Below are 18,174 nucleotides of genomic sequence, written 5' to 3'. Positions count from 1 at the left end.
ACAAATATTATGCAAAATTCGATTAAATCAACAGACTTAAAGTCTTACTTAGCAAATGTAACAAAGTATTACTCAAAGCCTTATTTTAATATTGGTATAATGGGAAAGTCAGGTGCAGGTAAATCATCTCTTATTAATGCGTTAATCAGTAAACCTGTTTGCAAAACAGGTTCTGTTGGAGGCTGTACTAGAGAAATACAAACTATCAATTCACAACTTTACTCTACAAGAATTAATTTAATTGATTTTCCTGGAATTGCTGAAAATGAAAAATGGGATCAAAAATATAAAAATTTATACAAAGAACATCTTGATGATTTAGATTTAATTATTTGGTTAATTAAGATAGATGATCGTGCATTATTTGAAGATGAAAATTTTTATAATGATTGTTTACAAGTACACAGCAATAAACTGCTTCTTGTTTTAAGTCAAACAGATAAAACTGAGCCTAAGAGAGAATGGAACAACTATTCTTTTGAACCATCAACTAGTCAACAAGAAAATATCAATCGTAATTTGTATAGAATATTCAGCGAGTTTTATGAAGATAAAATAATTCCGATTGCTCATTATTACGATGGTTCTTCTTATCAACGATACAATTTTGATAAGATTTTTGATCAGATTTTATTTAAAATAGTACAAGATTCAAATGTAACTAATAATATCTCTGTTTCTGAAAATTGGGCTATGATGAAATATGAGATTAATACAAATACTGAGATGCAGAAAATGATTTTTGCTTTTTTGGAAGAGGATACAAATAAGATACTGGAGGAACTTAATTCCTTTTTATAATCATTATCATATAAATCCCAAAAATTAGCTTAAACTTTGGAGAATTTTTCTATATCGTATTAAGGAGTAGTAATGAATATAATGAATCTAGAACAACAATTTAAACAAAATCGTGAACAACAGCATTATTCTGATCATTTTTGTTTACGTATTCATCGTGCATTAAGTTGGCTAAAAAAAGCTGAAAACAGTGAAGATTTAGATACTAAATTTATTACTCTTTGGATTGCATTTAATTCTGCTTATGCAAGAGAAATTAAAGATTTTGGTATCAAAGATCGTATCAGTTTTAATGAGTTTTTATTACGTATTTGTAGCTGTGATAATGACAACGTAATTTATAATTTGGTATGGAAAGAATTTACACAATCTATCCGTTTATGGTTAGACAATAAATTTGTGTTTCAGCCATTTTGGGATTTTCATAATGGAAAAATGACAGAAAATGAATATATCAAGGAAGAAACCAAAGAGCGTGAAAGATTTTTTTCAGCATTAGAAAATCAGAAAACATCTGTTATTTTAGATGTAATGTTTAGCCGTTTATATACACTACGTAACCAAATTATACACGGAGGGGCAACATTTAATAGTTCGGTTAATCGTGAGCAATTAAAAGAGGGCTGTACAATTTTGTCGTTACTTATTCCAGCTATGTTAGATATTATGATGAAAAATCATAATGAAATTGATTGGGGTAAACCGTTTTATCCTGTGGTTAAGTAGTATTAAATAGGGAATAAAAATGTCATTACTAACAGGACAACCACATCTGCAATATTGTAATAAATGTGGTTGGAAAAATAAGAATATTATCGTATCTGATTGTTTGTTTATACGAGATTGTCCGAAGTGTAATTCTCATTTATCTTTGAAACCACTTTCTAGTTTATCTTGGATTGAGAAAACTTATTTGAAAGTATTAAAAACATATAAAGGTAACGAGTTTTTATAAAAATACCAATCAAAAACGGTATGACTTTATTTTGCAAAAAATAAAAAGATCATACCGCTTAAAAATCAACTACTTACTATACTTTCCTGCCATTGCCTGATAAACAAGGTTTTCATATTGTAGGGTATTATATTTGGCTTGAATAATTGCCAGTTTTGAACCATTTTCAGTATTGATTGCATTTAACCAATCTCGTAGTTCAGAGACACCCTCTTTATAGCGGTTTTGATAGTAGCGACTAATTCTCTTGTTGTAGAAATAGGTCTTTTTCAGATTGCTCAAACTTTTTTTCGATTGCTTATAAGTATAGTAATAGGTACTAATTTCATTTAGTGCTTTAGTACCAATTTGTTCATAATTTAGCTTCGCTAATTTATAATTTTGTTCTGAAATTTTGATGTTTAACTTCACTCTATTCCAATCTAAGAAAGGTAAATTAAAAGATAACGTACCACCTAGTAGCTGGTTATTTGCAATATCGCCCACCAATGGAGCTGAACCAGATAAACTCGCCCCTAAACTGAGGGTTGGATACCAACTGTTTTCCGTTGCTTGTAGGCTTTTAAAACCGCTTTGTAAACGGAATAAAGCAGATTTTAGATCAGGACGGTTTGCAATAGTTGAAACAGGTACATCGGTGTTCACTTCTTGTAATTTCACTTTTAATAAATTTGGATATGTAACAGGAATGCTGTCATTTGGTTTTAAATTCAATAAATTACGCAGTGTTTGTTCAGCAGTTTTTTGTGCTGTTTGTAAATTAATTAAACTGTTTCTCGCTTGTAAGACCGCTTGCATTGATTGATCAACATTAAGTTGTGTGATCATTCCTGATTTGTATTTATTATTCATTACTCGACTGATTTTAGTATAATTATTAATACTTTGCTGAGTAATATGAATGGCTTCATTAAAATACGCTAAGTTGTAGTATGTGTTAATCACAGCATTAATTAAAGCCAAACGTGTTGCTTCTAAATCTTCCGCTGTTGCATTTTTTTCCCACTCCGCCGCACTGGCACTGTTTGATAAACGTTGCCATAGGTCGAGGGTATAACTTAAATTGAGATTTGCACTATGTGTCACCACAGAAGTACCTGTTGAGCGTGGATTTTTCGCAGAATGCCCTGCTCCTTTTACGGCTGAAGACTGCCCTGTTGCACTAAAAGTAGGGACTAAATTTGCTCCCAATAGGTTTGCGTTATAAAGGGCTTTATTAACTAAAATTGCACTTTTTGCCAAATTTTTATTATTAGCTAAAGCTGTTTCAATTAATTGATTTAATTGCGAATCTTGATATCCAAGCCACCATTGAGTATCAATTTTATACTGCTTTACGATCTCTTTATAACTGTTATAATTTTTTTGAACTTGTTCAAGACTACCATCTTGGCTCATTTTATTCGCACAACCTGTGATTGCAACGGCAACAAATAAGCTCAATGTGATTTTGGATATTTTCATCATCTGTCCTTTAAATAGCGTATTTAAAAATAATTAAAGCATATTCTAAACAAATATGACTTAAAGGGCTAGTGAAAAATGAACGAACGTTCACAGTAGTGTTGAACAGTGTAAATTTGTGCTTTAATCTACTCGCTATGCTTTGTCAACTTATCGCATAACTCATTGATATATAAATATATTATAGAGGTAGGGTATGCCCTGCATCCACGTAAAAAATTAAATTTGTAAATTTTCAATTTGATCTACCCGCTATATTTATGTCTAATAATGTGTTGTGAGAATTTGATATCGAGCAACGGGCGGATATACACAAACTACGTTTATTAATCCGCACCCTACAATCCATTTTTATAGCTTATTGAATAATATTCTAAAACCCTTAAGAAACCGCTTTAAATTGAATTAGACCACTTTCTACATACTGCTCAACATCATCTTCATTAAAAATAGGTGTAACAACATCTTCTTTATCAAACGCCATATCCCCTTCAATGCCCTCTAATTTTACGCCGTGTTTAATCCCTTTAAAATCAAACAATGAAGTATCACACAAATGCGAGGGTGTAATATTTTGCAAGGCACTAAACATTGTTTCAATTCGACCTGGATATTGACGATCCCAAGTTTGTAGCATTTCTTTTATAACTTGACGTTGTAAATTAGGTTGTGAACCACATAAGTTACACGGAATAATAGGAAACTGTTTTGCATCAGAATACTTAATAATGTCTTTTTCTTTGCAATAAGCCAATGGACGAATAACAATTTGCTTACCATCATCACTCATTAATTTAGGTGGCATAGACTTCATTTTTCCGCCATAAAACATATTTAGAAACAAAGTTTCTAACATATCATCACGATGATGTCCTAATGCGATTTTTGTTGCCCCTAACTCTGTTGCTGTGCGATATAAAATGCCTCGACGTAAACGAGAACAAAGGGAACACGTGGTTTTACCCTCTGGAATTTTTTCTTTCACAATACCGTAAGTATCTTCTTGTACAATTTTATATTCTACTCCGATACCCTCTAAATACTCAGGTAAAATATGTTCAGGAAAGTCAGGCTGTTTTTGATCTAAATTCACTGCGATAATATCAAAATGGATCGGTGCATTAATGCGAAGATTTAATAAAATATCTAGCAAGGTATAGCTATCTTTCCCACCGGATAGACATACCATTACTCTATCGCCCTCTTCAATCATATTAAAATCGGCGATTGCATTTCCCACATTACGGCGAAGGCGTTTTTGTAATTTATTAAAATTATAGGTTTGTTTTTTGTTTAATTCGTTATTCATTGTTTTTCTATTTAAAAATAAAACTTCTCGGATTATAGTCCGAGAAAATCCAAGATATCTCGTATTATAATCCGAGAAAATAAATTTTGTAAAAAAAGAGTACAAACTGACCGCTTGTACTCCTTATATTACTAACATAAAAAACTATTTTTTTATTTATCTTTCCAACGCTGAATGGCTTCTTTAATCACTTTTTTCGCTTCTTCTGCACCACCCCAAGTTGTTACTTTGGTTGTCCCTGCTTTTTTAAGGTCTTTATAGTGATTAAAATGGAATTCAATTTGTGAAATGAGCTGTTTTGGTAAATCTGATAATGTTTTGTACGCATTACCGTTGTTACGATCATCTGCGGGTACACAAACGATTTTATCATCCACTTCATCATCATCCACAAATTTCATTACACCAATAACACGTGCTTCTAAGAAAACCCCTGTTGCTAATGGTTGTTCAGTAACTAATAACACATCTAATTCATCACCATCTTCATCTAAGGTTTGTGGAATAAAACCGTAGTTAGTTGGTTTTGCAAAAATGATTGGTTCAACACGATCTAACTGAAAGCAAGCAAGCTCTCTGTTCCACTCAATTTTATGATTACTACCCGCTGGAATTTCATTTACTACGTTAATAATACCGCTGTTTACATCGCCAGCATCTAAAATTTTATTAAAATCTGCCATAAAAATTATCCTTAAAAAATGATTAGAAAAGTTGTTCAATTATAACAGCTATTACAAAACTTCCCAACTCAAATTAGAAATCAAACGGCATTTATCACACTTAAAATAAAAAATACTGTGCATTGGTTCATTTAATTTCCATTCTTCATTACAATTTGGGCATTTTCGGTTATGTTCAATATCTTCATCTTTCCCTAAACGGTATAAATAATAGTACGTGGGTGTTTGGGTTATTTGTTCTATTCTTTGACAAAGTGTTCTTCCTTGTTGTGCCAATTCACTTGTATGATCGGAAATTTGTTGTAATGCAGATTGTTCAAGAGTTGAACCATTCATTTGTAATTGATCACAAGCCTGCCAATCTTCTTGCCATTTTAAAATATCCGCAGAAAAAGGTTGATTTGATTGTGTAATTTCATAGAGAGGCAAAGGTAAAAAATCAGCACCATTAAAGACCGGTGAGCAAGAATCTAAATGCGTTGTGTATAAAAGTAAAAATTGTCCTTCAATTTGATAGCTGGTGACATCTGCTCGATAATCTTTTCCAACTAATTCAAAACTTGCAAATTTTACACCATAACTATCCGCTTGAGATAAGGCTTTATTCACTTCATCACTATTATATTTTGCCATTAAACTATCTTGACGAGGTATCGATAAATTCACTTGAAAAAAGGCTTCATCAATACACTGAAAATGGGTGATCCCCGCTTCTCGCCCAATCATTTGTCCATTTTCTCGCCATTGATTCACAATTTTAAAAATCAATGACGTAAAGTTTTCATCAAAATAAGGATAACTAAATTTTGCAATAGCTTGATACATTATTTTTTCTGTTCCTTCATTTGTTGCATTTCAACCTCAACAACAGATGTTGGTTCTTGATGAAGAATAACTTCTGAAAGCGGAAAAGCACGTAATAATTTTTTCTCTAAACTATCCGTAATTTCGTGTGCTTTCACAAGGGAAAGATGATCATCTAATTCCATATGTAATTGAATAAAACGAACCGCCCCAGCTTGACGAGTTTTTATATCGTGAATACTCAATACATCAGGATGATGTTCTGCAATATCCTTGATTTTATTAATTTCTTCTTCAGGTAAGGCTTGATCTAACAACATTTGTATTGCTTGCCATGCCACTTTAATTGCATTAATCATAATATAAAGTGCAATCGCAATGGCAAATAGAGCATCAGCATAAACAATGCCATAAAGAGATAATCCCATTGCAATAAGAATAGCAATATTCATTAAAATATCTGTTTTATAATTAAGAATATCCGCCTGAACAATAGGGCTATTTACAACTTTTAACACCTTTTGTTGATATAATACAAGGACGCCAGTTAAAACAATAGAGATAACACTAACGATAATCCCTAGCTCTGTTTGATAAATAACTTGTGGATTATATAAACGCTGTACACCGTGTAAAAGTAGAAATAGTGCTGAACCTGTAATAAAAGCCCCTTGTACTAAAGCCGCTAATTCTTCAGCTTTACTATGCCCAAATGTATGATTATCATCAGCGGGTCGTAACGCAAAGCGTAGCACTAATATATTAGTGACAGACGCAAACACATCCAGTAAAGAGTCGGTCATTGCAGCTAAAATAGAAACCGAGCCAGTAATCCACCATACTATCACTTTTAACAATAACAACATTCCTGCCACAATTACCGCAAAGGTTGTAGCACGATTAACTAAAAGTTTATATTGCTCTGCAACTTGTCTATTTATTTCATTATGATTATTTTTTGTCATCTTTACAGTTTTTTAAGTTAATATTCCTCCTAGCCCTCCCTCCGTAAACGGAGGCAGTATAATTCCCTCCTCCGCTCGCGGGGGAGGGTTAGGGTGGGGGTACAATTTGTTGACTCTATTTCTTAAACCCAAATAAACAAAAATGACTTGTTGAATATGTTTTAATATTCAACAAGTCAGTATTAAAAATTAATCTATTTTAAATTAACTTTCTTTTGTTTGCTTTTTACCTGCGTGAACCGCCATTTTTTGACGAATAATACGACGCTCTTTAGAAAGATCCGCATTACGGATAGTAATATCATCCACACGGCTTTCATAGTCATCACGCATATTTGCAATAATTGCTCGAATTTCCTCAATTGTCATTGAATCCGTAATATATTGATTTAGATTATCAAGTAATAATACTCGTTTTCTGTTATCTCGAATTCTACGATCATTTTCTGCCGTTTCTCGTAATAATTTATTTTTTAAACGATATAAATGAACGTAATCAAGCATATCTTGAAAAGATTGTGTATGTTTTCCCATAATAAACTCCTGTGAGTAAGTTGAAAATAATAAATTCTAAACTGCTGGTAATCCTAAATCCTTTGACTGCTTTCGTCAAAGGATTTTTAATACTTATTTATAATTATTTTTGCAAATGCATATTTTTAATCCTCACCTCTCTAGCACTCTTCTGAAAAAAAATCCTCCCTCCTCTTGCGGGGGGGAGGCTAGGAGGGGGGGAAGGTTTTCATTCTTCAGTTGTTGTTAAATTCCACAATATTTCTAGAACCATATCCATTTCATACACAACCTCAGAGTTCCAAAAACGTACTACTTGAAACCCTTGCTGTTTTAAAAATGAAGTTCGTTTATTATCATATTGAATGTTGACTTCCATCAAGCTCTATAATTAATTTCTTTTCTAATGAAACAAAATCAACAATATAATTCCCAATAACTTTTTGTCTTAAGAACCTTACTCCATTAATTTGTCTCCTTCTTATTTCTTGCCAAAGTAAATATTCTTCTTGTGTCATTTCGTTACGTAATTTTTTTATTGAGAAATGTATGAAGTTGAATTTAGTTTTGGAATGGAGATCGTAAAATTTTGCCCCCTCCCTAGCCCTCCCCCGCAAGCGGAGGAGGGAATTTACAGAAAAATATCTCCATACAAAATCCCTCCCCCGCTTACGAGGAAAGATTAAGAGGTGGGAATTTAAAAAAACATCCTCATAAAAAATCCTCCCTCCGCTTGCGGGGGGAGGCTAGGAGGGGGGGGGGAGGTTTTCATTCTTCAGTTGTTGTTAAATTCCACAATATTTCTAGAACCATATCCATTTCATACACAACCTCAGAGTTCCAAAAACGTACTACTTGAAACCCTTGCTGTTTTAAAAATGAAGTTCGTTTATTATCATATTTCTTGCCAAAGTAAATATTCTTCTTATGTCATTTCGTTACGTAATTTTTTAGCAAATTGTTTTAAACGAGGAGATTCTTTTTTTCTCATTTTTTACCCTTTAATAGTGAAAGGTAAAATTGTAAAGTTTTTATTAAGAAATGTATGAAATTGAATTTAATTTTGGAATGGAGATCGCAAAACTTTACCCCCTCCCTAGCCCTCCCCCGCAAGCGGAGGAGGGAATTTACAGAAAAATATCTCCATACAAAATCCCTCCCCCGCAAGCGGAGGAGGGAATTTATCAATTTTTTAAAATTCTTCCAAAAGTCTTTGCATTAGTAAGGCTTTTTGCTCTTCTGACAAGGCTTTGTTTTCGCTATTCGCCACAACAAAAAAATCTTCTACTCGTTCACCGATAGTGGTAATTTTGGCATTAAGAAGTTGTAAATTAAGTTCATTGAAAATATCACTAATATGAGCTAATAACCCTTCTCGATCAAGCGTTTTAAATTCAAATTCTGTTTGTTCTAAATGGGTATTATCTAGAAATTTAACTTTTGTTTTATGTTTAAAAGGGGGAAATTTAATTGGTTTTTTAATCAATTTAAATCGTAATTTCGGCTGATTTAATATGTTAAATAACGCATTTTTTAATTGTTCACGGCGCGTTTCTGACAATGGTTCGCCATTATATTCTGCCACCACAAAACTATCGAATACCAATTGATTATTGGTTAAAATTTGTGCTTCTAAAATGGTCATTTTCTTTTGTGTTAATAATTGTGCGACAGTAGAAAAGAAATGGGGCATATCCTGACAATGTATGAATAATTGCGTCATATTTTGCTGATTAATATTTGAAACAAGTATTAATGGTAGTTGCATTTCTGCCTGTAAATAACCTTGAATATGCCAATTTAGTTGCTCTGTATTATGGCGAATAAAATAGCTATCAGGACAACTATTCCAAAAAGTATTGATCTGTTTAATTTGTATTTCATCATAGATAGCGGGGAGTTTTTCGGCAACACGTTGTCGATTAACCAAACTTAACTGTTGATAATCGATACACTGCTCTTCTCCTCGTTCTATTTGCTCTTTGGTTGCAGTATAAAGTTGTGTAAAGAGTTGTTCTTTCCATTTATTCCAAAAGGTTTTGTTGGTAGAAGACATATCTGCAAAAGTTAAACAAAGTAACGCAGATAAAGCGGTATGATTTTTAACAGTTTTTGCAAATTCTGAAATTACTTGTGGATCATAAATATCTCGTCGCTGTGCTGTCATTGACATTGTTAGATGCTCTGCGACAAGCCACGTCATTAGTTTAGTCTGTTCATCATCTAAATTGTGCAATTTTGCAAATTGGTAAACTTCCATTGCCCCTTTTTCGCTATGACAACCGCTCTGCCCTTTCGCAATATCGTGAAACATTGCGGCTAAATAAAGTACGCTCGGATCTTTAAAATCTCGAAATAGTTCGGAACACAATGGATAACTTGTTTCATTTGGATCAAGTAATTTCTCTAATTTTCGCATTACTCGAATGGTGTGTTCATCAACAGTATAAATATGCAGCATATTAAATTGCATTAAACCTGTGATATTTTTCCACTGTGGTAAATAGGCTTTTAATACTCCTAGATGGTGCATTGGTTTAATGGCTCGTTCTATACAATTTGGTTGTGAAAAAAGTGAAATAAATCGCTCTCTAGACTGAGAATATTCACAAAGTGGAGTGGTTAATTTTCCTATTGCAAGACGTAAATAACGCAATGCGGATATACTTGGTTTTGCATTAGGATACTGCGTTAAATGGTAAAAAAGATCTAAAATAGAACGAGGTTCATCTTCAAAAAATTGATAGTTATTTGTTCCAAAAATCAGGTTGTTTTGTAAATAAAAATGGTTGTCTAACTGAATTTTATCACTTTTTAATTTTGCTTTCTTTAAGATTACTTTCTCAAAATTTTTTAATAATAGATAACTTAATTGTACAATGGATTGTGTTGCTTGAAAATACTCTCGCATCATTTTTTCAACAGGTTGATTACCTTCTCCTTGATAACCCAATCGTTGGCTTAAAACTAATTGACGGTCAAATCTCAAACGATTGTCATAACGTTTTAGCTGTAAATGTAAGCCAAATCGCATTTTAAATAAGACTGCTTGTGCCTGTTCTAATTCACTATATTCTTCTGCAAATAATAATTGTTGTTCAAAAAGTTCTGATAAGGAATACACGCCATAATGTCTTAACATTACCCACATTAATAAATGTAAATCTCGCAAACCACCTGGACTATGTTTTAAATCGGGTTCAAGGTTATAGCTGGTATTATGATAACGTGCATAACGTTCTGTTTTTTCAGTAATTTTAGCCCGTAAAAAATCTTCTGTTATCCAAAAATCATTTTGATGAATTCGTTCTAGTAGATCATAAAAATCTTGACTATTTCCTGTTAAAAAACGTCCCTCTAACATATTGGTTGCAATAGAAATTTCTGCTTTCCCCATTTCAATACATTCATCAAAAGTACGAATGGCTGAACCAACTTGTAATTTCAAATCCCAAAGTAAGGTAAAAAAAGCATTAAATTGTGTTTGAGTTTCTTCGTCTAACGGCTCTTTTACTAAAACTAAAATATCTAAATCTGACAACGGAAACATTTCACGACGACCATAGCCTCCCACTGCAATTAAAGTGAGATCCTCTCTTTTATCAAAACCAAAATATTGCCATATATCTAATAGTCGCTGATCATAAAAGTCACTGCGTTGATGAATAAGATTTAACGTATCCACTTGTGGAAAATCATTATTTTGAATTTGATTAAATTCTATTAGTTGTTGTTTTAGTTCAGTTAAATTCATCGCTTTAATGTATTTAAAAATAGTTGTTTATACCTTATCACACTCTTTTATAAAATAAAGGCTCTCCTTGCATTTTCTATCTAAAAAAATCATTATACCAACTACTGTTCTCTCCTCTCGCTACTTTAACTTTATATTTTTGATCATAAAAATTGACTGTAATCATTCCCACTTTTGCAGTATCTAACACTTTAATATTTCTCTTTTCTAATCGTTTTATTATATTCTTATTCGGCAAATGCCAAATATTCCAACGCCCTGTTGAAACCATTGCAAATTTAGGTTTTGTGTAGTTAAGTAAAGTATAACTGGTGCTGGTTTTACTGCCGTGATGTGGAACTTGTAAAAAATCGACTCGACCTATTTTTTGTGAAAAATAAGGTTCTTCATTTTGAGTAATATCTCCCGTTAGCAAAATTTTAAAGTTTTGAATTTTCACTAAAATTACGCAAGAATTTGCATTTTTTGCTTTAAATGTCACCGCTTTAGGATAGTAAACTTGTAAATGAAACTTGCCAAATTGCCATTGTTTTCCTTGAATACAAGGCTCTGTTTGCCGATTGGCATATTTTCTGTTACTTGATGAAATTAACCTTGCTTTTGGATAAGCTTTTAAAATATCGACTATTCCCCCTGAATGATCTTTATCATCGTGACTTAAGAATATAGCGTCTACTTTAATACCATTGCGTTTTAAATAAGGCAGAATTTCTAATTTTGCCATTGAATTTTGTGCCTTTCCTTTGCCCCAACTTACTCCTGTATCATATAATACAGCTTTAGTTTGTAAACCGTGTTGATATACTAAGGCATTCGCTAAACCCTGACCTACATCAAAGGTAATCCATTGTGTTCGTGGCTTTGTGAAATAATAGGCATAAAATAGACTATTAAATATCACAGTCGCAATAATAATCTGCTTCCAGTATTGTCTAAATTTATAATTTAACCAAGTGTATAAAATAAGTAGAATAAATAAATTCACGGTAAGATATTGCCATTGTTGATATTGACTTAAGAAAAACCAAGAATGGGAAAGAGGGGTTAATAGATCAAGGCTCATTTGCAATAAATCATCAACGATTTGCCAAGTATCAAAAAGATTATCCGTGACCAGTGAAAACAAAATAAAAGGGACAATGATTAAACTATAAAAAGGGACAATAATTAGATTTGCAATAAAACCAAACGGCGATAAACCTTCAAAAAAATAAAATTGTACAGGTGCAAAAAGTAATAAAATACCGATTTGTAAATGTAACAACTTGAGAATAAAGCGAACACTTTTTGCCTTTAACCATTTATCATTAAAAGGTAATACCTCAAGTATTTTTTTTAATGGAAAATAACGATACCAAATAATCAAACACAGTACTGCCAAGATAGAAAGCCAAAAGCTACTGGATAATAAGGCGATCGGATTACAAATTAACAACACCACTACTATTCGCCACCAAAATTGCATTGGCGTGTAATGACGACGAGCGAATTGGAAACATAAAACAAAACTAATGGCAAGTAACGCTCTTAACGTAGGCGTAGAAAAATTGGCTAAAAAAGCATATCCCAAGGCACAACATAACCCCAATAAGAATGGCAAGCGGTAAGATAATGCTAACTTTTTGCAAAATTTTATAAAAATGTGACCGCTTGTTTTATTCAAAATCAACAATATGACATACTGCCCCAATTTTGCTAACCCAAATCCCAGCCACATTACTAAACCAATATGTAAACCTGAAATGGCAATTAAATGTGCCGTTGCTGTTTGCTTAAAAGGTTGCCACGTTTGATTATTCAACCACGCTCTTTCACCAAAGCTAAGTGCCAACATTAACCCTTGTGTAGCAAATTTCTCCGTTTGTTGTTTTACTCTCTCCAACCATCGTGTTCGAGTTGATAAATGATCACGTGACTTTTGTATTAAATTTGCTTTTTTGACTGTCGCTATTGCATTAATATTATTTGCAAAATACCATTGTTGACGATTAAAATTCCCAGTGTTTAATCGACTTGAAATAGGACGAATTTTTAAACTTGCTTGATAGTTTCTTTCTAATTCTAAGGGCGTATCCGTTTGCCATTTTAAATATAATTTAATACTATTTTCCAATTGAGCAATTGCTGTTTGATAGCCTATCTGGTGCAAAATTTGAATGATCTTAATGTTCTCCGTCGTTTGATAAGCGGTGACATTTTGAGTATTTTTTGCAATTTGTTGTACTTGATAAAAACTCACTGAGAGTATAATAAAAAATGCCCCCCACATTCTTTTTCTAATGCTAAAGACAATTATTGCACCTAAACTACTCCCCCAAATCGCCCAATAAAAATAATCTAAGGGAAACCAGAAAATACTTAATAATAAAAAACAAAATAAAATACAAAATCGGTCTAAATTCATTGCTAAATTTCTATTTTAATAACCATATATTGGATCGTAGAATGCGATTACTTGATGAATTTAGCTAAACATTACTTAAAATTTATCGATCTAGATCACAAATTTTGTTTTTGCTTTGTTAAAAAAATGTATTTTTTGTAATAATTTAAGTTTTTTAATTAAGTTTAAGGCATAATATATGGCACTAAAAAGCTTAAAATCAGGTACAAGTTATATGGCAAATAATACAACTCATACAAATTTTGAAGAGTGGCTGGCATCTTCAGCACTTAATGGAGCAAGCCAATCTTATATTGAAGATATTTATGAACAATATCTCGATGATCCTACTTCGGTAGAAGAAAGCTGGCGTGGTATCTTTGATGCCTTACCTCAATCTCAAAAAATAGAACAAGCACACTCTTGTGTGAGAGATTATTTTCGTCATTTAGCAAAAACTAGCCATCTAAATGGCACAACAGCTATTGCTCCTGATGCAAGTGCAAAATTAGTTAAAATATTGCAATTTATTAATGCTCACCGTTTTCGTGGTTATTTGGAAGCCAATTTAGACCCACTCAATTATTACCGTTGGAAAACATCACAAGTGCCTGAATTAGACTATCGTTTTCACGGCTTTAGTGAATCCGATTTAGATGAAACCTTTACGATTAATCGTTACGTTTATAATCAAGAAACCATTACATTACGTGAATTAGATAAAAAATTAAAAGAGACTTATTGTGGTACTATTGGGCTTGAATTTATGCACGTACAAGATCAAGAACAAAAAATATGGTTACAAAAAAAAATAGAAAGTCTATTAAATAAACCCCTTTTCTCTCCTCAACAACGTATCAATTTTTTAGAAGAATTAACTGCCGCTGATGGATTAGAACGTTATATCGGGGCAAAATTCCCTGGTGCTAAACGCTTTTCTCTAGAAGGAAGCGATGCGTTTATTCCAATGATGAAAGAGATTATTCGCCACGCTAGTCGTCAAGGAATGTCTGATGTCACGATGGGAATGGCACATCGTGGACGTTTAAATATGCTAGTCAATGTACTAGGAAAAAAACCGACTGAACTTTTTGATGAATTTTCAGGTAAACATTCTGGCGATAGAACTGGGGATGTAAAATATCATCAAGGTTTTTCTTCTTATTTTGCCGCAGACGATAAACTAATGCATCTTGTTCTTGCTTTTAATCCTTCTCATTTAGAAATTGTAAATCCAGTGGTTATTGGTTCAACTCGAGCGAGACAAATTCGTAAAAATGACACTAAACACAACAAAGTATTAGCCGTCACTGTTCACGGTGATTCAGCCATTGCAGGACAAGGTGTAGTACAAGAGACATTGAATATGTCTCACGCTCGTGGTTATAGCGTGGGAGGTGCCATTCGTATTGTCATTAATAATCAGATCGGTTTCACTACCTCTAACCCTCTTGATACTCGTTCAACCGAATTTTGCACTGATATAGCAAAAATGGTGCAAGCACCAATTATTCACGTTAATGGAGATGATCCTGAAGCAGTAGCATTTGCAGCCCAAATGGCAGTAGAATATCGTGCTTTATTTAAACGTGATATTTTTATTGAGTTGATTTCTTATCGTCGTCACGGTCACAATGAAGCCGATGAACCAATGGCTACACAGCCAATAATGTATAGCATTATCAAAAAACATCCAACTCCTCGTAAAATTTATGCCGATCGTTTAATTGCAGAAGGGATTGTTACAGAAGAACAAGTGACTGAAATAATCAATCTCTATCGTGATGCCTTGGATAATGGTGAATGTGTTGTTCCTGAGTGGCGTAAAATGGATAAAACAAAAGCGGATTGGGTCTCCTACCTTAACCACGAATGGACAGATCCTTATGAAAGTAAATTTGATCAAGAGCGATTTATCAGCCTTGCAAAACGTGTTGCTAGCTATCCAGAAAGCGTTGTTCCGCAATCTCGTGTTGCCAAAATCTATCAAGATCGCCAAGCAATGGCAAAAGGTGAAAAGTTATTTGATTGGGGTATGGCTGAAATAATGGCTTATGCGACTTTATTAGACGATGGTACGCATATTCGCCTATCTGGAGAAGATGCGGGACGTGGTACATTCTTCCATCGACACAGTGTTATTCATAATCAAAAAGATGGTACAGGCTATATTCCATTAGTTAATCTTCATTCTAGTCAAGGGCATTTTGAAGTCTGGGATTCAGTACTTTCTGAAGAAGCGGTATTGGCGTTTGAATATGGTTATGCAATCACATTACCAAAAACCCTTACTATTTGGGAAGCCCAATTTGGTGATTTTGCAAATGGTGCTCAAATCGTTATTGACCAATTTATTAGTTCTGGTGAACAAAAATGGGGACGTATGTGTGGTTTAGTAATGCTACTCCCTCACGGTTACGAAGGACAAGGACCTGAACACTCTTCAGCTCGTTTAGAACGTTATTTACAGCTTTGTGCTCAACACAATATGCAGGTGTGTATTCCTTCTACTCCTGCACAGGTTTATCATATGCTACGTCGCCAAGCCATTCGTAAAATGCGTCGTCCATTGATTGTGTTATCGCCAAAATCATTGCTTCGCCACCCACTTGCGGTGTCGAAACAAGAAGAATTAATTCACGGTACATTCCAAAATGTGATTGATGAAATTGATGATCTCGATCCTAAAGACATAAAACGAGTGATACTTTGCTCGGGTAAAGTTTATTATGACTTACTCGAACAACGCCGTAAAAACAAACAAAATGATGTGGCGATTATTCGTATTGAACAACTTTACCCTTACCCACTTGAAGATGTGCTGCATATTCTCAAACGCTATAAACACGTAAAAGATTATGTATGGTGCCAAGAAGAACCTCAAAATCAAGGGGCGTGGTACTCAAGCAATCATCATTTTACAGAGTCTATTCCTCCAAAATCAACGTTACGTTATGCAGGAAGAGAAGCGTCTGCATCACCCGCAGTCGGAAGTATGGCTCTACATACACAACAACAGCAGCAACTCGTTGATGATGCATTAACCCTTTAAAAGAAAGAAAAGGAAAATATTATGACTATTGAAATTCTTACTCCTGATTTACCAGAATCTGTTGCAGACGCAATGGTTGCGACTTGGCATAAAAAAGTAGGAGATAAGGTTCAGCGAGATGATATTCTTGTTGAAATTGAAACAGATAAAGTGGTACTTGAAGTCCCTGCTGAAAAAGAGGGAATACTTGAAGAAATTCTTCAACAGGAAGGCGCAACAGTAACCAGCAAGCAACTTCTTGGAAAACTAAGTACGATACAAGATAATGATGGTAAAATAACAACAGCAACAGTCGATAAAAATGAAGCCACGCCATTAGATCGTCGTACTGCAGCCATTGAACACGACAATCATTTAGCCAATGCTCAGGGACCAGCAATTCGTCGTTTATTAGCCGAGCACGACTTAAATGCTGATGAAATTACAGGTTCTGGTGTAGGTGGGCGAATTTCTCGTCAAGATGTTGAAGCAGTTATCAAAACAAAAAATAAACCAGTAAAACCAGAAACGCATTTTTCTGTTGACACAAATCGTAATGAAAAACGTGTTCCAATGACTCGTTTACGTAAACGTATTGCAGAACGTTTATTGGAAGCAAAAAATACTACCGCAATGCTTACTACTTTTAATGAAGTAAATATGCAACCTATTATGAATTTACGTAAAACCTATGGGGATGCTTTTGAAAAACAACATAATGTTCGCTTAGGTTTTATGTCATTTTATATTAAAGCCGTGGTTGAAGCATTAAAACGCTACCCTGAAATCAATGCATCTATTGACGGAGATGACGTAATTTATCATAACTATTTTGATATTAGTATCGCAGTTTCAACCCCAAGAGGCTTGGTTACACCTGTATTACGTGATTGTGATAAGCTAAGTATGGCAGAAATTGAAAAAACGATTAAAGCACTAGCCATTAAAGGACGTGATGGTAAATTAACTGTTGAAGATTTAACAGGGGGGACTTTTACCATTACTAATGGGGGGATATTTGGTTCACTGATGTCCACACCTATTATCAATCCACCTCAAAGTGCCATTTTAGGAATGCATACGATAAAAGATCGCCCAGTAGCAATTGATGGTGAAGTCGTTATCTGCCCAATGATGTATCTTGCCCTTTCTTATGATCATCGTTTAATTGATGGTAAAGAATCTGTTGGATTTTTAGTTACAATTAAAGATTTATTAGAAGACCCAACAAGATTATTGTTAGATATTTAACCTATTAAAAAAACCTAAGCACATATTGTTTTTCCAAATGATGTGCTTGGGTTTTCGTCTATATGACGCAAATCCAAACACCAATAGTATGATATTTAGCAAAATTTCAAAGCATCATAACAAAAAACAAAATGTTACAAAAAAAATAAAAAAGTTAAAAAATAGTTGCAAAATAAATCGAGCTATATAGAATGAAAAGATGACTTTTAAAATTTTAATGGTTTTATTTAATCTAACTTATTGAAAAACATTAGTTTAATT

The 18,174-nt window shown here is 33.4% G+C and carries 14 protein-coding genes and 1 pseudogene; 5 read left to right on the top strand and 10 right to left on the bottom strand.

Annotation, left to right across the window (positions count from 1 at the left end):
* The first annotated feature begins 9 nt into the window (after positions 1–9).
* The 3 genes from U9966_RS05790 to U9966_RS05780 all read left to right on the top strand — a co-directional run bounded on the left by U9966_RS05790 (position 10) and on the right by U9966_RS05780 (position 1,756).
* Positions 10–801, top strand: a complete 792-nt coding sequence (locus U9966_RS05790; protein WP_306347095.1) for a GTPase family protein — start codon at positions 10–12, stop codon at positions 799–801.
* Positions 802–873: 72 nt separating this feature from the next.
* Positions 874–1,527 carry a HEPN domain-containing protein gene (locus tag U9966_RS05785; protein WP_306347094.1) on the top strand — a complete coding sequence of 218 codons (654 nt, stop codon included), beginning with the start codon at positions 874–876 and terminating at the stop codon, positions 1,525–1,527.
* 19 nt (positions 1,528–1,546) lie between these two features.
* The gene (locus U9966_RS05780; protein ID WP_306347093.1) at positions 1,547–1,756 is read left to right on the top strand and encodes a hypothetical protein; all 210 of its coding nucleotides are present in this window, start codon (positions 1,547–1,549) and stop codon (positions 1,754–1,756) included.
* Between the two features lie 69 nt (positions 1,757–1,825).
* Here the strand turns inward: U9966_RS05780 and tdeA are convergent, their stop codons facing one another.
* From tdeA to U9966_RS05730, 10 genes and pseudogenes are all read right to left on the bottom strand, one after another.
* Entirely contained in the window at positions 1,826–3,220 is a 1,395-nt protein-coding gene (gene tdeA, locus U9966_RS05775; RefSeq protein WP_306347092.1) for a toxin/drug exporter TdeA, read from the bottom strand.
* Positions 3,221–3,602: 382 nt separating this feature from the next.
* Positions 3,603–4,529, bottom strand: a complete 927-nt coding sequence (ttcA, locus tag U9966_RS05770; RefSeq protein ID WP_306347091.1) for a tRNA 2-thiocytidine(32) synthetase TtcA — start codon at positions 4,527–4,529, stop codon at positions 3,603–3,605.
* 152 nt (positions 4,530–4,681) lie between these two features.
* Complete coding sequence (locus U9966_RS05765) at positions 4,682–5,212, bottom strand: inorganic diphosphatase (RefSeq protein WP_306347090.1); 531 nt, start codon at positions 5,210–5,212, stop codon at positions 4,682–4,684.
* Between the two features lie 51 nt (positions 5,213–5,263).
* Positions 5,264–6,037, bottom strand: a complete 774-nt coding sequence (locus tag U9966_RS05760) for a Zn-ribbon-containing protein (protein ID WP_306347089.1) — start codon at positions 6,035–6,037, stop codon at positions 5,264–5,266.
* A complete protein-coding gene (locus U9966_RS05755) occupies positions 6,037–6,981 on the bottom strand; it encodes a cation diffusion facilitator family transporter (protein WP_306347088.1) in 945 nt (314 codons plus the stop codon). The genes U9966_RS05760 and U9966_RS05755 overlap by 1 nt, the downstream gene beginning before the upstream one ends.
* Positions 6,982–7,185: 204 nt before the next feature.
* The gene (locus U9966_RS05750) at positions 7,186–7,515 is read right to left on the bottom strand and encodes a DUF496 family protein (protein WP_306347087.1); all 330 of its coding nucleotides are present in this window, start codon (positions 7,513–7,515) and stop codon (positions 7,186–7,188) included.
* A 208-nt stretch (positions 7,516–7,723) separates the two neighbouring features.
* Positions 7,724–8,012: pseudogene (locus tag U9966_RS05745) on the bottom strand (endonuclease domain-containing protein).
* A gap of 250 nt (positions 8,013–8,262) precedes the next feature.
* Positions 8,263–8,412 carry a DUF559 domain-containing protein gene (locus U9966_RS05740; RefSeq protein WP_306347140.1) on the bottom strand — a complete coding sequence of 50 codons (150 nt, stop codon included), beginning with the start codon at positions 8,410–8,412 and terminating at the stop codon, positions 8,263–8,265.
* Between the two features lie 274 nt (positions 8,413–8,686).
* Positions 8,687–11,248 carry a bifunctional uridylyltransferase/uridylyl-removing protein GlnD gene (glnD, locus tag U9966_RS05735; protein WP_306347086.1) on the bottom strand — a complete coding sequence of 854 codons (2,562 nt, stop codon included), beginning with the start codon at positions 11,246–11,248 and terminating at the stop codon, positions 8,687–8,689.
* A gap of 76 nt (positions 11,249–11,324) precedes the next feature.
* Complete coding sequence (locus U9966_RS05730; protein ID WP_306347085.1) at positions 11,325–13,652, bottom strand: DNA internalization-related competence protein ComEC/Rec2; 2,328 nt, start codon at positions 13,650–13,652, stop codon at positions 11,325–11,327.
* A gap of 214 nt (positions 13,653–13,866) precedes the next feature.
* On the opposite strand from U9966_RS05730, the gene sucA reads away from it, so the two are divergent.
* Entirely contained in the window at positions 13,867–16,683 is a 2,817-nt protein-coding gene (gene sucA / locus U9966_RS05725; RefSeq protein WP_306347139.1) for a 2-oxoglutarate dehydrogenase E1 component, read from the top strand.
* A gap of 21 nt (positions 16,684–16,704) precedes the next feature.
* Positions 16,705–17,913 carry a 2-oxoglutarate dehydrogenase complex dihydrolipoyllysine-residue succinyltransferase gene (odhB, locus tag U9966_RS05720; RefSeq protein ID WP_306347084.1) on the top strand — a complete coding sequence of 403 codons (1,209 nt, stop codon included), beginning with the start codon at positions 16,705–16,707 and terminating at the stop codon, positions 17,911–17,913.
* Positions 17,914–18,174: the final 261 nt, after the last annotated feature.

Origin of the sequence: Pasteurella atlantica, from assembly GCF_963693435.1 — a bacterium.
Taxonomy (GTDB): Bacteria; Pseudomonadota; Gammaproteobacteria; order Enterobacterales; family Pasteurellaceae; genus Phocoenobacter; species Phocoenobacter atlanticus.
The sequence above is the reverse complement of the archived record's forward strand: the minus strand, read 5'-3'. Positions and strand labels throughout refer to the sequence as shown.

What these genes read in the sequence shown, in the direction of transcription:
- U9966_RS05765 (WP_306347090.1), bottom strand. Translation starts at nt 5,212, where the DNA reads ATGGCAGATTTTAATAAAATTTTAGATGCTGGCGATGTAAACAGCGGT.
- sucA (WP_306347139.1), top strand. Translation starts at nt 13,867, where the DNA reads ATGGCAAATAATACAACTCATACAAATTTTGAAGAGTGGCTGGCATCT.
- U9966_RS05790 (WP_306347095.1), top strand. Translation starts at nt 10, where the DNA reads ATGCAAAATTCGATTAAATCAACAGACTTAAAGTCTTACTTAGCAAAT.
- U9966_RS05750 (WP_306347087.1), bottom strand. Translation starts at nt 7,515, where the DNA reads ATGGGAAAACATACACAATCTTTTCAAGATATGCTTGATTACGTTCAT.
- tdeA (WP_306347092.1), bottom strand. Translation starts at nt 3,220, where the DNA reads ATGAAAATATCCAAAATCACATTGAGCTTATTTGTTGCCGTTGCAATC.
- U9966_RS05730 (WP_306347085.1), bottom strand. Translation starts at nt 13,652, where the DNA reads ATGAATTTAGACCGATTTTGTATTTTATTTTGTTTTTTATTATTAAGT.
- glnD (WP_306347086.1), bottom strand. Translation starts at nt 11,248, where the DNA reads ATGAATTTAACTGAACTAAAACAACAACTAATAGAATTTAATCAAATT.
- U9966_RS05755 (WP_306347088.1), bottom strand. Translation starts at nt 6,981, where the DNA reads ATGACAAAAAATAATCATAATGAAATAAATAGACAAGTTGCAGAGCAA.
- odhB (WP_306347084.1), top strand. Translation starts at nt 16,705, where the DNA reads ATGACTATTGAAATTCTTACTCCTGATTTACCAGAATCTGTTGCAGAC.
- U9966_RS05780 (WP_306347093.1), top strand. Translation starts at nt 1,547, where the DNA reads ATGTCATTACTAACAGGACAACCACATCTGCAATATTGTAATAAATGT.
- ttcA (WP_306347091.1), bottom strand. Translation starts at nt 4,529, where the DNA reads ATGAATAACGAATTAAACAAAAAACAAACCTATAATTTTAATAAATTA.
- U9966_RS05785 (WP_306347094.1), top strand. Translation starts at nt 874, where the DNA reads ATGAATATAATGAATCTAGAACAACAATTTAAACAAAATCGTGAACAA.
- U9966_RS05760 (WP_306347089.1), bottom strand. Translation starts at nt 6,037, where the DNA reads ATGTATCAAGCTATTGCAAAATTTAGTTATCCTTATTTTGATGAAAAC.